14 protein-coding genes are annotated in these 21,209 nt (G+C 53.9%); 9 read left to right on the top strand and 5 right to left on the bottom strand.

Going from position 1 to position 21,209, the window contains the following annotated elements:
* Positions 1-74: 74 nt before the first annotated feature.
* The 4 genes from HMPREF2625_RS06220 (at position 75) to HMPREF2625_RS06205 (ending at position 6,174) form a co-directional block, all read left to right on the top strand.
* Entirely contained in the window at positions 75-458 is a 384-nt protein-coding gene (locus HMPREF2625_RS06220) for an acyl-CoA carboxylase subunit epsilon (RefSeq protein ID WP_070523037.1), read from the top strand.
* 165 nt (positions 459-623) lie between these two features.
* A complete protein-coding gene (locus HMPREF2625_RS06215; RefSeq protein ID WP_070523034.1) occupies positions 624-1,670 on the top strand; it encodes a restriction endonuclease in 1,047 nt (348 codons plus the stop codon).
* A 163-nt stretch (positions 1,671-1,833) separates the two neighbouring features.
* The gene (locus HMPREF2625_RS06210) at positions 1,834-4,263 is read left to right on the top strand and encodes a restriction endonuclease (protein WP_246826714.1); all 2,430 of its coding nucleotides are present in this window, start codon (positions 1,834-1,836) and stop codon (positions 4,261-4,263) included.
* Between the two features lie 159 nt (positions 4,264-4,422).
* Complete coding sequence (locus HMPREF2625_RS06205) at positions 4,423-6,174, top strand: DUF885 domain-containing protein (protein ID WP_070523030.1); 1,752 nt, start codon at positions 4,423-4,425, stop codon at positions 6,172-6,174.
* A gap of 147 nt (positions 6,175-6,321) precedes the next feature.
* Here HMPREF2625_RS06205 and HMPREF2625_RS06200 read toward each other — a convergent pair whose 3' ends face one another.
* Both HMPREF2625_RS06200 and HMPREF2625_RS06195 read right to left on the bottom strand, forming a co-directional pair.
* On the bottom strand, positions 6,322-7,575 hold the full coding sequence (locus tag HMPREF2625_RS06200; protein ID WP_070523027.1) for a glutathionylspermidine synthase family protein: 1,254 nt from the start codon (positions 7,573-7,575) through the stop codon (positions 6,322-6,324).
* 157 nt (positions 7,576-7,732) lie between these two features.
* Complete coding sequence (locus HMPREF2625_RS06195; RefSeq protein WP_070523024.1) at positions 7,733-8,500, bottom strand: hypothetical protein; 768 nt, start codon at positions 8,498-8,500, stop codon at positions 7,733-7,735.
* A gap of 220 nt (positions 8,501-8,720) precedes the next feature.
* Here HMPREF2625_RS06195 and HMPREF2625_RS06190 point away from each other — a divergent pair, with 220 nt between their 5' ends.
* The 4 genes from HMPREF2625_RS06190 (at position 8,721) to HMPREF2625_RS06175 (ending at position 14,578) form a co-directional block, all read left to right on the top strand.
* Positions 8,721-10,145: a dicarboxylate/amino acid:cation symporter gene (locus HMPREF2625_RS06190; RefSeq protein ID WP_070523022.1), complete on the top strand. Its 1,425-nt coding sequence runs from the start codon at positions 8,721-8,723 to the stop codon at positions 10,143-10,145.
* A 102-nt stretch (positions 10,146-10,247) separates the two neighbouring features.
* Positions 10,248-10,982, top strand: coding sequence for a Maf family protein (locus HMPREF2625_RS06185; protein WP_070523017.1), 735 nt, complete (start codon positions 10,248-10,250; stop codon positions 10,980-10,982).
* Positions 10,983-11,111: 129 nt separating this feature from the next.
* A complete protein-coding gene (locus HMPREF2625_RS06180) occupies positions 11,112-12,935 on the top strand; it encodes an acetyl/propionyl/methylcrotonyl-CoA carboxylase subunit alpha (RefSeq protein WP_070523014.1) in 1,824 nt (607 codons plus the stop codon).
* 242 nt (positions 12,936-13,177) lie between these two features.
* The gene (locus HMPREF2625_RS06175) at positions 13,178-14,578 is read left to right on the top strand and encodes an MFS transporter (RefSeq protein WP_070523011.1); all 1,401 of its coding nucleotides are present in this window, start codon (positions 13,178-13,180) and stop codon (positions 14,576-14,578) included.
* Positions 14,579-14,658: 80 nt separating this feature from the next.
* Here the strand turns inward: HMPREF2625_RS06175 and HMPREF2625_RS06170 are convergent, their stop codons facing one another.
* Positions 14,659-16,068 carry an NAD(P)H-quinone dehydrogenase gene (locus HMPREF2625_RS06170; RefSeq protein ID WP_070523008.1) on the bottom strand — a complete coding sequence of 470 codons (1,410 nt, stop codon included), beginning with the start codon at positions 16,066-16,068 and terminating at the stop codon, positions 14,659-14,661.
* 353 nt (positions 16,069-16,421) lie between these two features.
* Here HMPREF2625_RS06170 and HMPREF2625_RS06165 point away from each other — a divergent pair, with 353 nt between their 5' ends.
* Positions 16,422-16,670 (top strand): hypothetical protein, encoded by a 249-nt coding sequence (locus tag HMPREF2625_RS06165; protein WP_070523005.1) that lies wholly within the window; start codon positions 16,422-16,424, stop codon positions 16,668-16,670.
* A 94-nt stretch (positions 16,671-16,764) separates the two neighbouring features.
* On the opposite strand, the gene HMPREF2625_RS06160 is transcribed toward HMPREF2625_RS06165, so the two are convergent.
* Together HMPREF2625_RS06160 and mfd are read right to left on the bottom strand one after the other, a co-directional pair.
* On the bottom strand, positions 16,765-17,043 hold the full coding sequence (locus tag HMPREF2625_RS06160; protein WP_246826713.1) for an amino acid transporter: 279 nt from the start codon (positions 17,041-17,043) through the stop codon (positions 16,765-16,767).
* Entirely contained in the window at positions 17,043-20,732 is a 3,690-nt protein-coding gene (gene mfd / locus HMPREF2625_RS06155) for a transcription-repair coupling factor (protein WP_070523000.1), read from the bottom strand. Before mfd ends, HMPREF2625_RS06160 begins: the two co-directional genes overlap by 1 nt.
* Positions 20,733-21,209 lie beyond the last annotated feature (477 nt).

Raw genomic sequence — 21,209 nt, 5'->3', positions numbered from 1 at the left:
CGTTGTGATGCAGTACTGACCGGAGTTCGAACCAAGATACTGCATTATCGATTATTTATTGTCAGGAGGCGCCTGTGGCAGGCTACAATCCGCTGAATTATTTCTCTTTCGGGAAGAAGAAGGATGCTCCTACGACTCCCAAAGAGTCCGCTGATCAGGTTTTACCGCGGGACGGTACTTCGGAGGCTGCCTCTCACGCTGATACCGTGGATCACGCGGATATTCAGGATGATTCACAATCTTCCGAGCAGCCTTTGCTGCGTGTTATCAAGGGTAATCCGACGGTTGAGGAGATTGCCGCACTCACCGTATTGGTAGCTTCATATCAGAGTTCGCAGGCTCAGCAGGAGCACAATTCGATTCTGACGGCGGCTTCTCGTTTGCTTAACCGGCGTCAGCGGCTGGGGGCTTCGCTGCGTCCCGGTCCGGGATCGTGGCGTAGGGCTCGCCCGATGTAACCTTGCCTTCGCTGCGGCAAAATATCGAGTCTCGTGCGCTATAACGTACGAGGCTCGACGTATATGAAGAGAAATACGTATGGCTTCTCTGGAAGATATTTAGATGCCCTATATACTAGGTATATATAGCGAACCACACTAAAATGCCCGAAAGGTGGTTCAGATATGTCTAAAGAATACAAAAATTATGCTGTGCCGCTTGAGGCCGTTGAGATTCTTTTTCTGCCGGCTCTGCGGCGGCTTAGCCGTGCAGTCCCCCGCACCGTGGCGGATATATCGCAGTCCCTCTCTGAACAAACACACGCTTTAGGCACCAAAGAAGAACTTCAGGATCTTAAATCCGATGCTTTTATGCACCAGGTCAAGGCAACACTCCAGGCGATGGCTCGCTTGGGCTATGTGCTGGTCGTTCCCAAAACCACAACCTCGAAAACTCGCTATCTGCTCAGCGATTCCGGTGCCGACATTCTAACGGCGCAGATTCGGCGCCGCGGCAGCGTCATTCCCCAAAGCGCTCGATATGAGCTCCAAAAACTGTTTACTCCGCTTTATGCAAGCGCTCCTAAGGGTTCTGACACGTCGGATTTTCCCGATACCCCAGCTTCAGAAGATAAACACGAACATAGTTCGTATACCCCGATGACCACCCCGTTGAGTCCCGGTGCGTCTTTGCGGGATGCGCATCCCGATCTTATTTTGGCTCAGGCAACATATGCGGCAGATTTTGCCGGTGATCTTATCGAACGTATTTATGCTGTTTCACCGACATATTTTGAATATATTGTGGCAGATGTCTTTAATTCTTTAGGGACTTTTCATGCAGCAGTTACAGGCGGCCCTAACGATCACGGGATTGATGTTCTTGTACATTATCCTAAAGAACTTTGTTTTCCGCCTATCTATGTTCAAGCAAAACATTATTGCGGATCATCAAAAGTAACCCTCAGCGATATTCAAAAATTTGCTGGAGCAGTTCTTTTACACAATGGGTTACAGGGTGTTTTTGTTACCTGTGGAGAATTTGCTGCGCAGGTTCCGCAACAAATGGAAGCCCTTCCCGGTGGCAACCGCATTGCTCTGGTTGACCGTGACCGTTTAGTTTCACTGATGATTCGACACCGTGTGGGGGTCATTCATGCTCCGGGAGAATGCACCTACAGAATTGATGAAGAGTACTTCTCCCGCGGAATTCCGCAGGATTCTCATGAGTGACACCTTCGAAGGACAGCAGAATCCTGTATAAATAGACCGCAAAGCTGGATCAGTAGTTCTGCGCACCTTCCTGTCATAATTCATCCTTTTGGATGAATACACTTATTCCTTTTTCCCGTTTATACTAGTAGAACAGTAAATATAGATATCAACAGGGGTACTTGTGACCATCGTAAATACGAACATGCTTCGGCATGAGAAAACACCGGTAGATAACATTCTTAAAGCGCTTTCCTGGGACGATATTCCAGAGGAGTACCGCGATGATTGCCGTGATATTGCGGTTCGAGCGGCATTAGCGCTTTTGCGCCAATTTGAACGAGCACATGAGCACGGACAGAAACTGCTTTTTCCCGAACTTTACACTCCAGTTGGGGTTGAAATAGGTTTCACCATGACCCAGCGCTATATTGCGGTGGGTAAATCCGTGTTATTTCGTGATGCGATTGACAAAATTATTGTCGCATTCGTAAATCATGATTATCTTGATGTATCGCTCAGTAATCTGCATCCGGGAAATTTACTCTATTCTTTGAGCGAACGTGGGCTTGATTTTCTTCAGCGCCCTGAGGACGAACAGCGTGAAATTCTAGAGGATCTTTTCTATCCCATTATTGGCACGCATTTGTTCTATATGCAGGATTACTATCCGCGACTGCTGGCTCAAATTAATGTGCGCAATATTGCTCCTATTGCCCTATCGGTTATTCCGCTGCATCTGAGCGTTACAGAGAGTAAACTTCGTGAGCTTGTGATGCGCGAATGTGGCTTTGTGCAGGGATGGTACGGTCTCACCCAACTGGAACAGCAGCTTTTTGAGACATCATGCGCCGAATCTGTGCGTGGACTTCTTGATGCAGGCTACCTGCGCCCTAAGGAGCACCACGATAAGATCGCATATGCGCTCACGACCGAGGGTAAGAATCTGCGGTACAGTTTCCCGCACGGGGTGCCTGCCCAGGCACTCAGCGATATTTTCGATGATGCTCCCGTCTCCCTGCTCACGGTGGATCAGCTTAAACACCATGAGAAACTTCTCATTCGTATGGGGCACGTCATCATGGATGCGGTACTCGCCAAAGGCGAGAACGCGAAGCTGCCCCTGGCCGATGTGGATCGTGCTATTGCCCAGGATGCTGAGATTCAGCAGCTTGCAGACGAAGACTCTCCTGAGTATTTGCAAGGACGCGAGCATGTCTATGACGTACTGTTGGCGCACCGTTACCTCGAAGAGGGAGATGAAGATGAGCAAGAGGTCTTCATGGTGGGGTCTGCCTACGCCGATGCTCTTAGTAGCGTAGAGGACGGCTCGATTGACGAGTTGATGCGCCGTGCGTTCCTCGATCCCGCAGCAGCGGAACAGATTCCGCATCCGCATCATATGCTTTTCGACATTCTGACCTTGGTGCGTGACAACCCGGATATCAACTTCTACGATCTGTTCGCGAAGGTTGAGGACACGCTGGATTTGCCGTATCTGCAGGCTCGTTTGGCGCCGCATCGCTCCAATACGACTCCTCGCGTGCGCAACCGGTACGCGGTTGCGGTTCAGGTTTTGAAGCAGGAAGGCTATCTGCAGGTTCATGGTGGGCAGAGCGGTCGGCTTTCTCGTAAGGATCCCGAACGGTATACACTCACGCAGAGCGCCATAGAGCTTTTGGAGCGCTTCCCCAACGGTATTCCGGAGACTGTTGCCGCGCGTATCGTACCGCTTCAGAAGCAGGCACTTCGACACAAACTTCCCGAGGATATCGCGGCTGCGCTCAATACTGGCCGTAAACCGTATGAGAAGCGAGAACATTCTCAGGATTCCTATTCCTACCAGAATTCGCGCGGTCATTACGGGTCAGGTCCCCGCTCGGGCTATGGTGCTCCCGTTCAGGCGACCCCGCAGAACATTGCCCAGGCACAGGGTGGTTCGGGTGTTTCTTCGGCAGCTTACGCTTCGCAGTCCTTCACCCAGCCTGCCCCCGCCTACCAGGCATCTGCGCCGGTACCGTCTCAGACACCCGGTGTAGAGCAGTCGTCGGATGCGCCTTCGGACGCTCTTAGCGCCGTCGAATCCGCAAGGAATGCCGTGCAGGATGCGCAGAGGCGCTACCGCGATGTCTTCAAACGTGCTCTTCTTCAGCCCCAGCTGCAGGCGGTGACGAAGGACCGTTTCACCGATATTGCGGCAGACTTGTTCTCAGTACGCGGATATACGGCTGAACGTGCGGATGCTTCACAGGGTGTTCAGGTTATTGCTTACCCCTCTGGTGGGCAACGCGACCGCGCATTCTATGTGCGGGCTCAGCGTTCAGCCGACGGTGCGGTCAGCGTACAGGATATTACCAACCTGTACCTCTCTCTAGAGCAATTGGGTGGTCAACTGGGTGCGTTTATCACGGATGGAACTTTCGGTGATGATGCATACGATGAGTACATTCGATGCTCCACCAAGTACCCGCATATTCTGGTGGATCTTATCGCGGGCGACGAGCTCATGAACCGTCTAATTGCCCATCGTTTGGGTATTCGTGACGGTCGGGTGCCCGGGACGATAGAGCTCGATGACGCGTATTTCAGCGGTTCTGACTCCGCTGCATCGTAATTATCTTAAGTACCCCTCACGCGACGGTGGCTGATAATCTCAGGATTACTCAGCCGCCGTCGCGGCGTATGCGGCGCACGCAAGTTTCGGCGCTTCACGTACTGGACATACAGCGCAATAATGCCGTGCTGTATGCCACGCTACGTTAGTATGAAAAGTATGAGCATTCACCACGAAATTCCGGAGATTTACCGCGTCAAGCGAGCGCTGACCGACGTCGATCACATCGCCAACGAATTCTACGAAGCGGTTCTAGATTTAGATCCCGTCATTGCAACGGAGCAGGGGCGCACGGGTGTCGCGACTCAATTTCGCGACTATTCCCCCGCCGGGGAGGAAGCCTATATCCAGTTAGTGCGCGCGACCCTCAAGAAACTTGATCAGGTCATTCCCATAGACGATGTTGATCTTGTGACTCTTGATGCCATGCAGGAGCGTCTGGGGCTTAGTCTTGAGAGCCACCGTGCCGGGCTAGGCGGCTGGCAGTTAAACAACATTGTTTCGGTTCCTCAAGAGATTCGCGGCGGGTTCGATCTGATGGCGCGAAATACCGAGCAGGATTGGGCTAATATTGCCGGGCGTCTGTTCAACGTTCCGCAGGCGATCACCGGGTTCGTTCAGACTCTGCATACGGCTCGGGTTGCCGGCTATGTCTCGCCGCGTCGACAGATAGAGATTGTTATCGAGCAGATCGCCGCGTATATCGCCGAGGACGGTTTCTTCGATGAGCTTGCCGCCGAGATTACTCAAGCGGTACCGGATCTTGCCGAGCAGGCGCGGCGGGGTGCTAAAGCGGCAAAAGATGGATACGCCACGCTCAAGACGTACTTGCACGAGGTGCTGCTCCCGGCAGCTCCCCAGCAGGATGCGGTCGGCCGCAAACTCTATGCCCTGCACTCTCGGGCATCCTTAGGGGCTTCTGTCGATCTTGATGAAACCTATGCCTGGGGTGTGCAGGAGCTTGACCGCATTATCGCTCAGCAGCGGCAGGCTGCAGAGGAGATCGAGCCCGGAGCATCGATTGAACGTGCCAAAGAGATCCTGGATGCCGACCCGTCACGCACTCTGCACGGAACCGATGCGCTCCGCGAGTGGATGCAGTCGCTCTCGGACCGCGCGGTGCACGAGCTCGCAGGTACCCAGTTTGATCTTGACGGCCCAATGCTGCGTCTGGAATGCCGCATCGCCCCTACCCATGAGGGCGGCATCTATTACACCGGCCCCTCCCCCGATTTTTCGCGCCCTGGGCGCATGTGGTGGTCTGTTCCTAAGGGCGACGATACATTTGGCACGTGGCGCGAGACTTCGACGGTGTACCACGAGGGCGTTCCGGGGCATCATCTGCAGACGGCTATTGCGCTGGTCATGAGTGAGAGCATGAATAAATGGCGTTCGCAGCTGATCTGGGTTTCCGGGCATGGTGAAGGCTGGGCGCTCTACGCTGAGCGTCTGATGGAAGAATACGGGTTCTTGACCGATCCTGGAGACCGTATGGGCATGTTGGATGGTCAGCGGATGCGCGCCGCCCGCGTGGTTTTCGACATTGGCGTGCACTGTGAACTTCCGATCCCCGATGCTTGGGCTGAACCGCTGGGGGTTGAACCAGGTACCTTGTGGACTCCTGAGCTGGGGTACGAGTTCTTGAAACTCAATCTAGAGGGTACCGAGAGCGTCATCCGTTTTGAGTTCTTGCGGTATCTAGGGTGGCCCGGGCAGGCGCCCAGCTATAAGGTAGGTGAACGTTTGTGGCTTCAACTTCGAGACGATGCGCTTCGTGATGGGTTGTCTTTACGTGAGTTCCACACGAAGGCTCTTATGCTCGGTTCGGTAGGGCTCGATACGTTACGCCGCGCCCTCACCGATGAGGTCATGCCCCATAGCGATGATGAGGATGACGACGACGATGATTAAACCCCTGCGCTTTACCGGGGAATAAAGCTAAACCCTAGAGAAGAGAGCTGGCGCTAAAACCCGTATATTTTGCTGCGTATCGTACATAAACCTATGAACATACAGCAAAGTGTACGGGTTTTAGTGTGGTTAAACGCGGTACACCGGCTACGGAATAAGGTTCGGTTTGACCTGTACGAGATGCGGGGCGAAACGACATTCGTAGTCGGTGATAGGCCTGTCCGATTCGCGAATGCCCATACCGACCGCCTCGCCATTGACCATCCAGATGCCCAGCATCGGCAGGTTAGTGCGGTTAATAATCCCCGAGTACACCGGCGGAGCAACAAAATCCTGATACACAAATTCGCTTTCAGGTACGTTGATAAAGTGGTCATCGTCCTCATCACGCACAAAGACATCGTAATCGGGAGCATTGATCTCAATGCCATCGCCTTCGCGGCCAAATATCGGTTTACGAACCCAGTTCTTCAGACCGCCTCGCGTACCTACATGTGTTTCTAAGAGGTTGGGGTGGTTGGGATATAAATCCCATAGAGCGGCGAGCAAAATCTTATTCGACAGGAACATCTTCCATGCGGGCTCAATCCAACGGTTCATCCTATCGTGGTAGGCGAAGAGCAGCTTATCGTAACCGCTTTCGCTATCGGTCACCATATCTTCCCAGGGATAAAGCTTGAAAAGGTTCTCGATGCGCTCTCCCTCAGGGTCTTTCCAGATTTTTAGGGTCTCATCGAAAATAACCTCGTCGATACGGATAAGCTTCGTGGTCAGGCCCGCACGATTGGCGGCATGGGCTATAAGCCAGAGATTGTTATAGTCTTCATCGTTAACATCGATTTCTTTGGTTACACTCGCTAAGTGCAGTTGTGGTGAACGCCCATGAGAGAGATCGTGCGCAAAGATTTGCCGCCAGCGTTCGGTGAATGCCTCACCAATTTCGCCCCAGTGCACGTAACCGCGGGTGTCGAGGCGCTGATCGCTCGCCCATGTCTTCTGGCTGATAGCGGCCTCAACGATGCCGGTTGGGGTATCGGCGTTGTATTCCAGGAGTTTGAGAGGGTCGCCGGGCACCCCGGAGTAGATGAAATCGAAGCGACCGTAGAAATCCGGTTCGTGGCGGTTCCACGATTCTTTAGCCATGTTAAAGGCGGCTTCGGGAAGACCGAGCGTTCCGTAGGCACCAGATGCCATACGCTCAATAGCGTGCAGGCACATTTGATGAACCTCACGCGCCTGGTCCCGCAGATTGGTCATTTCTGCGGGTGTAAAAACATAGGCCGCATACTCATTCCAATAGTGCTGCAGATCGTGTGGACCATCGACGCTATAGGTCAGGCCTTCGTCAATAATGGTTTGTTCCCAGCCGGGGCGTCCCACCGGAAATTCTTCGCGTTTCATATTATCTTTCGTGATAAGACACCGCCGCTGAGTACGATGTGCAGTATAGGAACTTGTAGAGAATTCTCATCTGCGGGGCGGCGTATAGAGCAACCGGCGCAGATAATAGGTATGTCAGCCGGGTGTTTATGTCCCTTGAGAAAATACGCGGGGCGGGCTATCCGCCGGAGGTACCGCCTCCGGACTTCGAGCCTCCGCCGAAGCCGCCTTTACTCCCGGAGCTGCCGCCTTTATTATTCGAGCTGCTTCCACCCTTACCGCCCGAGTTATTCCCCGTCAGTCCCGTTCCCTTAGAGGTCGTGGTCTTGCCGCCGCTGCGCGATTCCGTCACCTTGCCCGAGGAATAGGTGGAAGTCTTTTTAGCACTCTTATAGGAGGATTCAAATCCGCCGCCGCCGCGGGAAAGACCGCTGTATACCGTTCCCGAATTGGGGCGTGTGGTGCTGCCGCCGCTCAGGGATGAACCTACGGCGGGAATGGAGGTAGTACCGGCGCTGCGGCGCCCTAGGTAGTACCACAGGAACGCATTGGTTGTACCGGAATGGTGTGTCGTGCCCGAATTACCGGAATTCTGAGTTCCGGAATGAGAATCGCCCGAAGAGCCAGAGCTGGAATCCGAAGAAGTATTCCCAGCCTCTTTCTCTGCCTTCTCGCATTGTTCATCCTCAACGCGCAGCCCGGTGTTGGAGTCTTGACAAACCTGAGCGTATTCTTCACCGTCCGCACTAAAGGCTTCCTCGCTCTGGTGCAAAGAGTTATAGGCGAATATGCCGCCGCCTGCCAAAAGGGCACCGGCGCCGAACACTGCGAGCGCTTTCTTACCGGTACCGCGTGCAGGAGGAGACTTGAGGTCTTGATTGTCCTGTACGTTCTCCGGATGCTCTACGTCTGCGGCATCTGCGGTTTGATGTTCGGCCCCGCTCACGGGTCATTTCTCCTTCACACTATCCTGTCTCGGTGATAACAGGCTCTTTTCAGGATACCAAGCACGCCTCGCACAAAGGCTTTTCTTAGCCGATAAAAATTAGCAATAATACGTGCCTCGGGTCTTTTTCGGTGGCGCTTGTACGGTCACGCTATGTCATACAGTCATAGTTCGTCACACTAATTACCGCTGTTTTCTCTTACGGGTCTACAGTAACGCCATGCCTACTACACATGAAACACCGCAAAAATCCAGATTTTCCAGCTGGGCTACTTCTTTCGGACATCAAATTATAGCTTCCCTTATTCTGGGCATCGCGCTCGGGTACGTTGCGCTCACCCTCGGCGGCGATGCAAAAAATAACCCCAACTGGCTCATGGCCACTCTAGACGCTGTCGGCACGTCCTATGTGACTCTCCTTAAAGCCGCGGTGATCCCGCTGGTGTTTACCGCCGTCGTTGCCTCAATCTCGAATCTCTCGCAGGTGACGAATGCGGCGCGTTTAGCGGTTAAGACTCTTATCTGGTTTGCTATTACAGCATTTTTTGCGGTCTCCATCGGTATCGTACTGGGGCTGCTCGTTCAGCCTGGAGTGGGTGCCGAGGTAAGCGCCTCGGGCAGCACCAGCACCCGGGGATCATGGACAGCATTTCTGACCGGGATTATCCCCTCCAATTTCTTAGGGCTTGAGGTCACCACGAAAACCACCGACTCCGGTATAACCTCTTCGGTCTCCTTTAACGTGCTCCAAATGCTCGTGATTTCGGGGGCTATCGGTATTGCGGCCCTGAAGGTAGGCGATGCGGCTAAGCCCTTTATTGATATCGTCAAGAGCGCGCTCGCCATTATTCAGAAGGTGCTGTGGTGGATTATTCGCCTCGCTCCGCTGGGCACGATCGGGCTGATCGGGCACGCCGTCTATGCCTACGGGTGGACATCTATGGGCTCGCTGGTGAAGTTCATTGCGGCACTGTATGCGGGTCTGCTCCTCGTATTCCTGGTGGTGTATCCCATGATCGTGAAGTTCAACGGGCTCTCTGTGAAACAGTACTTCTCGGGCGTATGGCCCGCAGTGCAGCTTGGTTTCGTATCACGATCCTCGATGGGCACTATGCCCATGACTGAGGCCGTTACCGAACGTAATCTCGGCGTGCCGCGTGCATACGCATCCTTTGCAGTGCCGCTGGGTTCTACGACCAAAATGGATGGATGCGCCTCCGTCTACCCCGCGCTGGCAGCTATTTTTGTGGCGCAATTCTACGGAGTGCACCTGGATATTTCGCAGTATCTGCTGATTATTCTGGTGTCGGTGTTGGGTTCTGCCGCTACGGCAGGTACAACGGGCGCTATCGTGATGCTCACTCTGACCCTTTCGACTGTGGGTCTTCCCCTTGATGGAGTGGGTCTTCTATTGGCGATTGACCCGATTATTGATATGGGACGTACCGCCTTGAACGTTGCCGGGCAAGCTTTGGTTCCCACGATTGTCTCTAAGCGCGAGGGTATCCTCAGCGCCGAGATCTACAATGCACCGCGCAGCGCTAACGGGTTTGTGCCGCAGGATCTTGTGGAAGCCGCCCAGTCGAAGCTGATTCGTGGCGAGGATACCTCGCCTAGTTCTGCCAAGGTTACCGCTGCGTCCTAGGCGGTTCTTGGCTACGGCATAGGGTATGCAGCGCATCGGTATGGTACGGAGGTCGTTCTCTCGTATGAAGACCAATCTTGATACTCGTTCTAAAATAAAGATATGACTTCCCAATCTTCTGTTCCATCCGGTGCGTCGCATTCGGCATCAGGCCCCGCACCGCGCCTGATTCTGGCTTCCGCATCACCCGCGCGTAAAAAGCTCCTTGAAGACTCCGGCATTATGTTTGATATTCACGTCTCCGATGTCGATGAGGATGCGGCACTCGCCAGTGCTGCCCAGCGTGCCCGTGAAGAGGGACGTACCGACCTAACCCCGGCGGAGGTTTCCGGTATTCTTGCGGAGGCAAAGGCACGCGCGGTTGCTGATTCTCTTGCCGCCCAGGGTATAGTAAACGCCTTTGTACTCGGATGCGATTCAGTCTTTGAGTTTGAATCGGTCGCCTATGGCAAACCGCACACCCCTGAGAAAGCACGCGAGCGCATCGCTGCGATGAGTGGCCGAAGCGGGGTGCTCCACACCGGGCACTGCCTCGTGGATTTACGGGACGGGCTCGGTGAGACCGAGGGTAAACAGCTTCCCGCCATTCATCAGGTACGCAGCGCTACCGTAAACTTTGCGCCGATGAGCGCCGCAGAGGTTGATGCTTACGTTGCCACGGGTGAGCCACTTCATGTAGCGGGTTCCTTTACCCTCGACGGATATGGTGCTGCCTTTATTCAAGGCATCCGCGGGGAATCACATACGGTGATTGGGCTATCGGTGAATGCACTCAAGGAAATGCTCTCACAATATGGGATATCGATAAACATGTTCTGGAAGTCCTCATCAGACTAACGAGCGCTAAGCCAAACCTAGTATAAGCATCCTCACTTTTCTTATATTTTTCGCGTCATTCGGCGCTATATATTCGCCATTCTCAGCTTTTCTCGCTATGCTTTCGGCAGGATAAAAAGGAGAGCCTCAGTGACTCACAACCCGGCAAAAGCCACCAAAAACTTTACAGCTGTTCCCGGACACCATACCGGTCCGGTCAGTAAAATTCTTATTGCTAACCGCGGCGAGATCGCGGTACGTATTATTCGCGCAGCCCGTGACGAAGGTTTAGAGACCGTCGCCGTTTATGCAGAACCGGATCGCGATGCCCAGCACGTTAAACTCGCGGACGAGGCTTACGCTCTAGGAGGGGCGACCGCGCCCCAGTCATATCTGGTGATGGACAAGCTCATTGAGGTAGCTATTCGTTCCGGCGCGGATGCGGTGCATCCCGGCTACGGTTTCCTTTCAGAAAACGCCGAATTCGCCCAAAAAGTCATTGATGCCGGGTTAACCTGGATTGGTCCCTCCCCCGAATCTATTACCCAGTTGGGCGATAAAGTCGCCGCGCGCCATATCGCTCAGAAAGTGGGTGCCCCCTTGGTACCGGGGACCAAGGATCCCGTAGAGTCTGCTGATGAAGTGCTCGCTTTTGCCGATGAGCACGGTTTACCCATCGCGATCAAGGCAGCATTCGGTGGCGGCGGTCGCGGCATCAAGGTTGTGCGTAACCGCAGCGATATTATCGAGCTCTACGAATCCGCCGTGCGTGAAGCGGTCGCAGCCTACGGTCGCGGAGAATGTTTTATTGAGCGATTCCTTGACTCCCCGCGCCATATCGAAACCCAGTGTCTGGCCGATGCTCACGGCAATGTTCAAGTTGTTTCGACCCGTGATTGTTCTCTTCAGCGTCGTAATCAAAAGCTCGTAGAAGAAGCCCCCGCCCCGTACCTTACGGAAGAACAAAGCGACCGGCTCTATGAAGCATCCCGTAAGATTCTGCAGGAAGCCGGATACCAGGGTGCGGGTACCTGCGAGTTCCTGCTTGCCCCGGACGGAGCGATTTCCTTCCTAGAGGTGAACACCCGCTTGCAGGTTGAGCACCCGGTTTCCGAGGAAGTATCGGGCATTGATCTGGTGCGCGAACAGTTCCGCATTGCCCGCGGCGAGAAAATCGATCCGCAGAGCCCCCAGCTGCGCGGTCATTCCTTCGAGTTTCGCATCAACGGCGAAGATGCAGGGCGTTCCTTTATGCCAGCGCCGGGTACCATCGAAAAACTTCGTGTTCCTTCCGGCCCTGGTGTGCGCTGGGATTCCGGCTTCGTAGAAGGCGATGCTATCAGCGGCAACTTCGACTCAATGCTCGCCAAGCTCATCGTGACTGGTGCTACCCGCGAGCAGGCGATCGAACGCGCTCGCCGAGCCCTAGACGAGCTCACACTCGACGGCCTTCCGACAGTGGTTCCCTTCCACCGCGCAGTTCTGGACGAACCCGATTTCGCCCCCGCAGCAGGAGCAGACTTCAAGGTTCACACCCGGTGGATCGAAACCGATTACAAGAACACCATTTCGCCCTACTCCGGCGCTCCCGGCAGCGTGGATGATGACGATGCCGAACGTCAAACCGTGGTCGTTGAGGTTAATGGTAAGCGTCTTGAGGTTGTTCTACCTGAACTGGGCGGTACTCCTGCCAAGAGCAGTTCAAAGCCCGCATCGAAAACCCGTAAGTCCCGTGCTCGCGGCGGTTCAAATGCGGTCAGCGGCGACGATCTGACAAGCCCTATGCAGGGTACGATCGTAAAGGTCTCCGTTGCCGATGGAGACACGGTCGCCGAAGGCGATCTGATCCTGGTGCTAGAGGCTATGAAGATGGAACAGCCTATCAACGCGCATAAGGCCGGTAAGATTTCCGGGCTGTCCTTGAAGGCGGGCGATACCGTCACCGCAGGTGCCGTTCTAGCCACCATCAAATAGCCTGCTGACGGGACTCTATACCCTATAACCGCCGGATGCGTTCTCTCATACGCATCCGGCGGTTTGTTTTTCGTGTATTCCTGATTTTTCATCCTCGAACACTGAAATACAGCTGAATGGTCCAGATGATGAATACAGGATGTTGGCACCGCATCGCGAGGCGTAGAATATAAAAGTTGAAAATCTACACTCACAACATCGAGCGTAGTCGCTACTATCCCTTTTTCAGGAGCTAATTCACGATGAGCACACACGCGCCCGACGTTTCCGCCGGGCACAACACGCAGGTTGAGAATACAACCCCCAAGAGCAGAGTTATTATCGCCTCTCTGGTGGGCACCACCATCGAATTCTACGACTTCTATATTTACGCCACCGCAGCGGTAGCGGTTTTCCCGGTTCTGTTTTTTGCCTCCAAAGATGACACTACGGCTTTATTAGCTTCTTTCGCTTCCTTCGGGGTCGCCTTTATCGCCCGCCCCTTGGGTTCTATCGTTTTCGGTCACTTCGGCGATAAGATCGGCCGTAAAGCAACGCTCGTGGGCGCACTTCTGACCATGGGGTTGGCGACCTTCCTCATCGGCTTGTTGCCCACCTACTATCAGATTGGTCTGTGGGCACCGGTCATGCTGACCATTATGCGTTTCTGCCAGGGTCTAGGCCTAGGCGGCGAATGGTCGGGTGCGGCTCTGCTCGCCAGCGAATATGCCGAAGAAGGCAAACGTGCACGTTCCGCTATGTGGCCTCAGTTAGGCGCGCCTATCGGGTTCTTTCTTGCCAATGGACTTATGTTGCTTCTAACCGGGTGGATCACTTTCAACTCCGCCACAGATGGTAAGAACCTCGATCACCCCTTCCTCGTCTGGGGCTGGCGTATTCCGTTCTTGCTCTCCATCCTCATGGTTGCTGTAGGCCTGTATGTACGTTTCAAGCTCGAAGAAACCCCTGTCTTTGCCAAAGCTGTCAAGAATGATGAGAAGGTTAAGACCCCGCTGGTTGAGGCGTTCAAAGTTGCCTGGTGGCCCATGATCCAGGGCACTTTCATTATGGTGGCATGCTATGTGCTGTTCTACCTAATGACGACGTGGATTCTCTCCTACGGTAAAGCTGATGTTAAAAACGGTGGGTTAGGAATCGCCTACCACAAGTTCTTGGAGATTCAGCTCATCTCTATCATTGGTTTTGCGCTCTTTATTCCCGTCTCGGGATGGTTAGCCGACAAATACGGTCGCCGCAAACAGCAGCTGTGGACCACTATTGCCATGGCTGTCTTCGGCGGTACTTTCACCCTGGTCATTGCTCCCTCCGTCGTGGGAACCGGCAAAAACGCTAACCTCGTTATTATTACCATCTTCATGTTCATCGGAATGTGCCTGATGGGGCTTTCTTTCGGCTCCATGAGTGCCTATCTGCCCGAGCTGTACCCCACTAATGTGCGGTACACCGCCAGCGGTATCGCCTACAATATGGCATCTATTTTGGGAGCCGCCTTGACCCCGTTCGTGGCGGTATGGCTGAATACGAAGTTTGGTGTTGGGGCCGTCGGATACTACCTAGCAGGTGCATCCTTGCTGAGTGTTCTCTTCATCTTGCTCACGCATGAAACCCGCGACGTCGATATGAACGCGGTCAACACTAAATAGCCTGAATACTGTAAGCATTTGAGGGGCGTGACTCTACACGAGTCACGCCCCTCAACCTATATCAAGAGCTGTGGTGAAAACTAAACACGGGTGTGAAGCTGCCGCGATGCCGTAGAAATCGCCTCGGATAGAGACGGGTATACAGCAAAGGTTGCGGCCAAATCATCCACCGTCAGCTTCTTCTCGATAGCCAGCGCGATAGGATAGATAAGTTCGGATGCACGCGGACCGACCACGACCCCGCCAATCACAGTACCGGAGTGCTTACGGGCAAAAACCTTCACAAAACCGTCTTGGAACGCCATCATTTTGGCGCGCGGATTCGTAGTCAACGGAAGCATGACAGCCTCGCCTCGGTAAACCCCGGCGGCAAGGTCTTTCTCACTAATACCCACGGTCGCAATCTCCGGGGTGGTGAAAATATTCGCTGCCACTCGGTCGGTGCGAAGCGGATGCACCGTATCTCCCAAAAGATGCGCCATCGCTATGCGCCCTTGCATAGCGGCTACGGAAGCCAACGGGTACACACCCGTGCAGTCTCCCGCAGCGTAAATATGCGGTACTGACGTACGTGAAACAGCATCGACAACCACATATCCCGACTCATTGGTCTCTACACCAGCTGTCTCAAGACCCAGTCCTTCAGTGTTGGGAATAGAACCAATTGCTACCAAGCAATGCGTGCCGGAAACCTTGCGCCCATCGGAGAGAGTCACTACCACGCCGTCGTCGGTGCGTTCCACGGCGCTCGCACGCGACCGCGGCATTACCCGAACACCACGGCGCTCAAAGACGTCTTCCAGCACACGCGCGGCGTCTTCGTCTTCGCCCGGAAGCACACGATCTCGCGAAGAAATTAGGGTCACCTGGGAGCCAAGCCCGTTATAGGCAGAGGCAAATTCGGCACCGGTAACACCCGAACCGATTACGATGAGTTCGCGGGGTACCTCACGCAGATTATAGAGCTGTGTCCAGGTGAGAATCCGTTCCCCATCAGGCTGCCCGGTCGCCATCTCACGTGGGTGCGTCCCGACCGAAAGCAGAATAAAGTCTGCATGCAGGTCATATTCCAGCCCGGTATTATCGGTAACCGCGACGGTATGCGGGCCCGTAAGCTTACCGGTGCCGCTGATAATTTTGACCCCGGCGGAGGCAAGAGCCCTTTTGATATCGGCAGATTGTTGATGCGCTAGATCCAAAACACGGCTATTCACCCGGTTCATATCTACTTGCAGCTGCGGCGCTTTGCCCTTTGTATTTTCGATCCCCAATCGCCCAGCATCAGAGAAACGAGTCATCATATCTGCAGTAGCGATAAGCGTTTTCGAAGGTACCACATCGGTTAGGACTGCGGAGCCGCCTAGAGCATTACGTTCGATGATTGTTACATCGGCGTTCGATGATGCTGCCACAAGCGCGGCCTCATAGCCGCCGGGCCCAGCGCCTAGTATCACGATTCGTTGGGATGCATAGTTCACTGTTGAAGTCACACTTTCATTGTGTGCTATCACACTGAAATACTCAACCGAAACCGCCGTCGTCTCTAGGATATTAAATGCCGATTTTTGGTGCTGAGTAGGTACCGTGATGCCTGCAGGAGCGGCAGAGTTGCCGAGAACGCTACGGATACATCTTGCTGCCTACGAGAGTCTTATATTTGCCGGGTAACGTCATGAACCCGTAGTTTGAGTTTGCGCAGTGTCATAAGTGTGCATTCGTGCGGGTAAAAACACTATACTTGAGAAAGGAGTTCTCGGTTTATAAAGGTTTATAGGGCACTGAAACCGGGGTGAAGCACACACATCATCGACCCAATGCAGGTCGCTACAGATGAAGGAAAATTATGGCTAAAACGACGAAACCTCCCGCCTACTCCGGGCATGGCAGGCATCTTGAGAACGCAGTGTTGTTCATCGGCTGCTTCGTATTTTTGCTTCTATCCCTCTACCTGCTGGGCACCTACCCCGAAGGCGGTCCGGTTCTGTATGCCGGAGCCCTCGTTGCGTTTGGAATTTTCTTTGGTGTTGTGTTCCATCTGCTGCCCTCGAAGACAACCCGTAAGATTACGGATCAGAACAAGGTACAGAAGTAACTGAAGTACCTCATTTTATAGTTTTTCTTATCTGCCGGACGGTATCACAGTCTATAAGAAATGTGACACCATCCGGCAGTATGTTGCTCCCACGCTATTCCTTGCTGCCAAACCTTACCGGTCCGCTCGTGCCAAATTCTCCGCTGCGAACCTTAGCTCGATGGGCGACATAAAACAGGAGGGCAGGTGCACCGCAAGCAACCGCGATCAGCAGGTACGCCACTACAACGAAGTACACCGTTAACCCGTACGAGCTGAAAAATACCCAGACAATCGTTCCTAAAGCGACAAAACCTAGCGCAGCCCATCCCACGATACTCAGCAGAAGTCGCACCCAGCCTTTCGGGGTGCGCGGGGTAGGTGCCGATGACATCATGACTCCTCCAATGCTTTCGGGTCTGCCGCGTAGATAGAGTTAATGAACTTCGAGCACCATTCCAACATAGGACCGTCAATAAGGTCCACGCCACCAACCGGCAAAGTCTTAGGACGCGGAACCAGCGTCAGCCACGTGCTCAGACCCTTCGGTTGGGTGTGGGTTGAGCCGGGATACACACGTTTGAGGCGCATCTGCCGTGATTCCGGCAGTGGTTCACCGCTGACCACACGCAGCTTCGGGCCCAGCGCAGTAATCTCATGGATACCTGCTTCCCGTGCTTCGCGGCGCAGCACCGCCACCTGAAGCAGATTCTCCACGGGCTCGGGTAAGGCACCGTAACGGTCATGAAGCTCTTCGCGTGCCTCCGCGATCTTCTGATCGGTGTCTGCGGAGGCTATCTGGCGATATGCCTGCAGGCGTAGACGTTCCGCATCAATATAATCATGCGGAATATGGGCGTTAACGGGAAGATCAACCTTAACCTCGACCTCGGTGTTCTCCTGTTCGCCGCGGAAATTTGCCACGGCTTCTCCCACGAGACGCAGATACAGATCAAAGCCCACACCCGCGATATGCCCGGACTGTTCGCCGCCGAGCAGGTTACCGGCGCCGCGAATTTCAAGGTCTTTCATCGCCAGCTGCAGACCTGCACCCAGCTCGTTATGGGTAGCTACTGCTTTGAGGCGTTCATGCGCGACCTCACCAAGGCTCTTATCCGTCGGGTACAGGAAGTAGGCATAAGCCCGTTCACGCCCGCGGCCCACACGCCCGCGCAGCTGGTGCAGCTGACTCAGCCCATAATTCTGAGCGTTATCAACAATCAGGGTATTAGCGTTTGAAATATCCAACCCGGTTTCCACGATGGTTGTACACACCAGAACATCGAAGCGTCGCTCCCAGAAGTCCACGATAATCTGCTCAAGCCGAGATTCGCTCATGCGCCCGTGCGCCGTGGCGATGCGCGCCTCCGGCACGAGCTTACCGATTTCGGCGGCGACAGTATCAATATTCGCCACCCTGTTATGGACGAAGAATACCTGCCCTTCCCGCATAAGTTCGCGTCGAATAGCGGCAGTAATCTGGGCATCGGTACGCGGCCCTACAAAGGTCAGCACGGGATGCCTCTCTTCCGGCGCGGTCGCCAACGTTGAGGTCTCCCGAATACCGGTAAGCGACATTTCAAGCGTGCGCGGAATCGGGGTGGCGCTCATGGCAAGCACATCCACATTAGTGCGCATCTGCTTGAGCTTTTCCTTATGCTCCACACCAAAGCGCTGTTCCTCATCAATAACGACGAGTCCAAGATCCTTGAACTTCACGTTTTCCGAGAGGATGCGGTGGGTACCAATTACCACATCTATGCTCCCGGAGGCAATATCCTCCACGATAGCGCGGGTTTCTTTAGCCTTTTGGAAGCGCGATAGCACCTTAATTTTGATGGGGAATCCTGAGAAACGCTCGGTAAAAGTCTCAAAATGCTGCTGCGCCAGCAGGGTTGTGGGTACGAGTACGGCAACCTGTTTACCATCCTGCACGGCTTTGAAGGCAGCCCGAATAGCGACCTCCGTTTTGCCAAAGCCGACGTCCCCGGAGATCAGGCGATCCATGGGGATTTCCTTCTCCATATCCGCCTTAACCTCGTGAATAGCGGTGAGCTGGTCGGGAGTCTCATTATAAGGAAAAGATTCCTCAAGTTCCCGTTGCCAGGGAGTATCTTCTGAGAATGCATGACCACGCGAAGCTTGCCGCGCCGAGTAGAGTTTAACCAAGTCAGCGGCGATTTCTTTAACCGCTTTACGTGCGCGGCTCTTTGTCTTAGCCCAGTCGCTCCCGCCCATTTTAGAGAGGGTCGGGGTTTCGCTTCCCACATAGTGCGAAATGAGATCCAGCTGATCGGAGGGTACAAAGAGGCGGTCAGGGGCTCCCCCGCGTTTTGAAGGCGCATACTCGATCACCAGGTATTCTTTCAAAGGGGTTTCCCCATGTTTTGAAGACACTCCAGCGACTGGGCGCGAAGCCATTTCAATGAATTTACCGATACCGTGACGTTCGTGCACCACATAATCGCCAGGGGTTAGTGCCAGAGGATCGACGGCGTTACGTCGTTTACGGGGTTTGAGTTTTTTGCCGCTCGTGCCACGTGGCGCATAGGTGCCGCGCCTGCCCAAAATTTCACCTTCAGTCAAAACAGCAAGGCGCGCCTCAGGAATTAAAAATCCGGCAGAGGCTGGGGTCTCACAAACTTCGACTACTCCGGGTTGTAGAGCGCCTTCCGTTCCCCCGTCGAGGGTTTCCCGACGTATGGCCGGAATCGGGTCTTCTCCTGAGATACTCTCACGGAAAAGCTCGATAAGGCGGTCGGTGGATCCTCGCCCATTGGTAAGCGCCAGTACCGTCCAGCCGTCACGAACCAGCGAACCAACCTCGTGAAGCATTTGTTCTACCGAGCCGGTGAAGGATGCTGGAGCCTGTGCCGCGACCGTCATAGTTGGGATGTCGTCGTCGAGAGCATTGTTGAGAAGATCTACACTATCGACAAGCTCGGTGATTTCCCACCAGGATAGGTTACGGTCCAAAGATTCCTGCTGGGTCGCGGCAATCGTGCGGAACCCGCTGTCGCTAACCCGAAGCTGTCCCAAGTCTATAGGCGCACGCGAGCCCGCATCAGCGGAAGCATCCCAAGCGGCCGCTAAAAACTCCTCGTTGGTTGCCACAAGGTCTTCGGCACGGGCACGCACCCGCTCAGGTTCCAGAGAAATAATGAGTGATTCTTCGGGGAGCAGAGACACAAGAGTCTGCATTTTATCGACAAGAAGCGGGGTTAGAGATTCCATGCCTTCGACATAGATACCTCCCGCAATCTTCTCAAGCATGCTTGATGCCGTCGGATAGTCCGTTTTGAGTCGGGCAGCACGTCCCATAACTTCCGGGGTAATGAGAAGCTCACGGCATGGGAGCAAGGTAACGTGCGTTGGGTGGTCTGCTTCCTGCCCTAGAGTACGCTGGTCTGCCGTTGAGAAGTAACGTATTTCGTCAAGTTCGTCGCCGAAGAATTCCAAGCGAACTGGATGCTGTGCGGTGGGTGCAAAGACGTCGATAATACCGCCTCGAACCGCATATTCACCACGCTTTGCTACGAGATCTACACGCGAGTATGCGGCATCTGTTAGACCTTTAATAACGTCTTTGAAAGAGTATTCTTCACCGCGTGCCAGGCTTACCGGTTCCAGGTTCTCAATACCAGCCACGAGGGGCTGAATGACCGCGCGCACCGGGGCTATAACAACCTGTGGAGTCGGCGTTTCAAGATGAGTTATAGAGCGCAGAACATTCAAACGTTTTCCCACGGTATCGCTGCGTGGCGAAAGCCGTTCATGCGGCAAAGTTTCCCATGCGGGAAAGCTCTCGATATGGTGATCAGGCAAATATGAGTGCAGGGCATGCGCGGTATCCTCAGCCTGTCGCTCGGTTGGTGTAATAATGAGCGTCAGCGGAGTTTTTCCGGTTCTGGACTGGCGCCGTACTGCAACGGCAAGATCAGCTATAAGGGGTGCCTGTACACCGGCGACGGCGCCAATTAGGGTTTGGACAGGACGTTCCGCAGCGGGAACATCGCAGGCTTCAAGAATATGACGGTAGGAGGGCTGTTCTGCCAGAAGACGGCTCAGTCCAGTTAGTTTCACGGATACTCCTTCTACCGGATGCGGTGGCTATCAAGGCGGCGCCTCCCAATAACGCGTGCGCTCTATATTGCCACGTTGATGCGTTTGGGTACCCGTCTATCTTATACCGTAGGGGTATCTCGCTCAGGCTTTTTGTCTATCTCCTCGACTACAGCCGGTGGGGCGGGTCTTCACGACAAAATCTATTGTTCGTCGTTTCCTATCTGCTCATATTTTTGAGGATGGCATGCGAAATGCATATTTTTAACTGTTCATGAAAGTGTCCTTAAGGTATATACCCTTGTAAATCCTGGTTTTAAGGCCGTGGCTAGGAAATTTATAGCAGGGTTTGCCCGCCTCCCTTCTCCCTTGTTATCACAGGGAACATGTTTTCTGGGGGTATATACTATTATTTTTTATTTGATAGGTAAAGTATGTGCCAAGTCTCAGAACGTATATTGAGTGCATATTTATAAATTTAAGAGCTTTAAGTATCTT

This window comes from Rothia sp. HMSC064D08 (assembly GCF_001809525.1).
GTDB classification, from domain to species: Bacteria; Actinomycetota; Actinomycetes; order Actinomycetales; family Micrococcaceae; genus Rothia; species Rothia dentocariosa.
The sequence above is the reverse complement of the archived record's forward strand: the minus strand, read 5'-3'. Positions and strand labels throughout refer to the sequence as shown.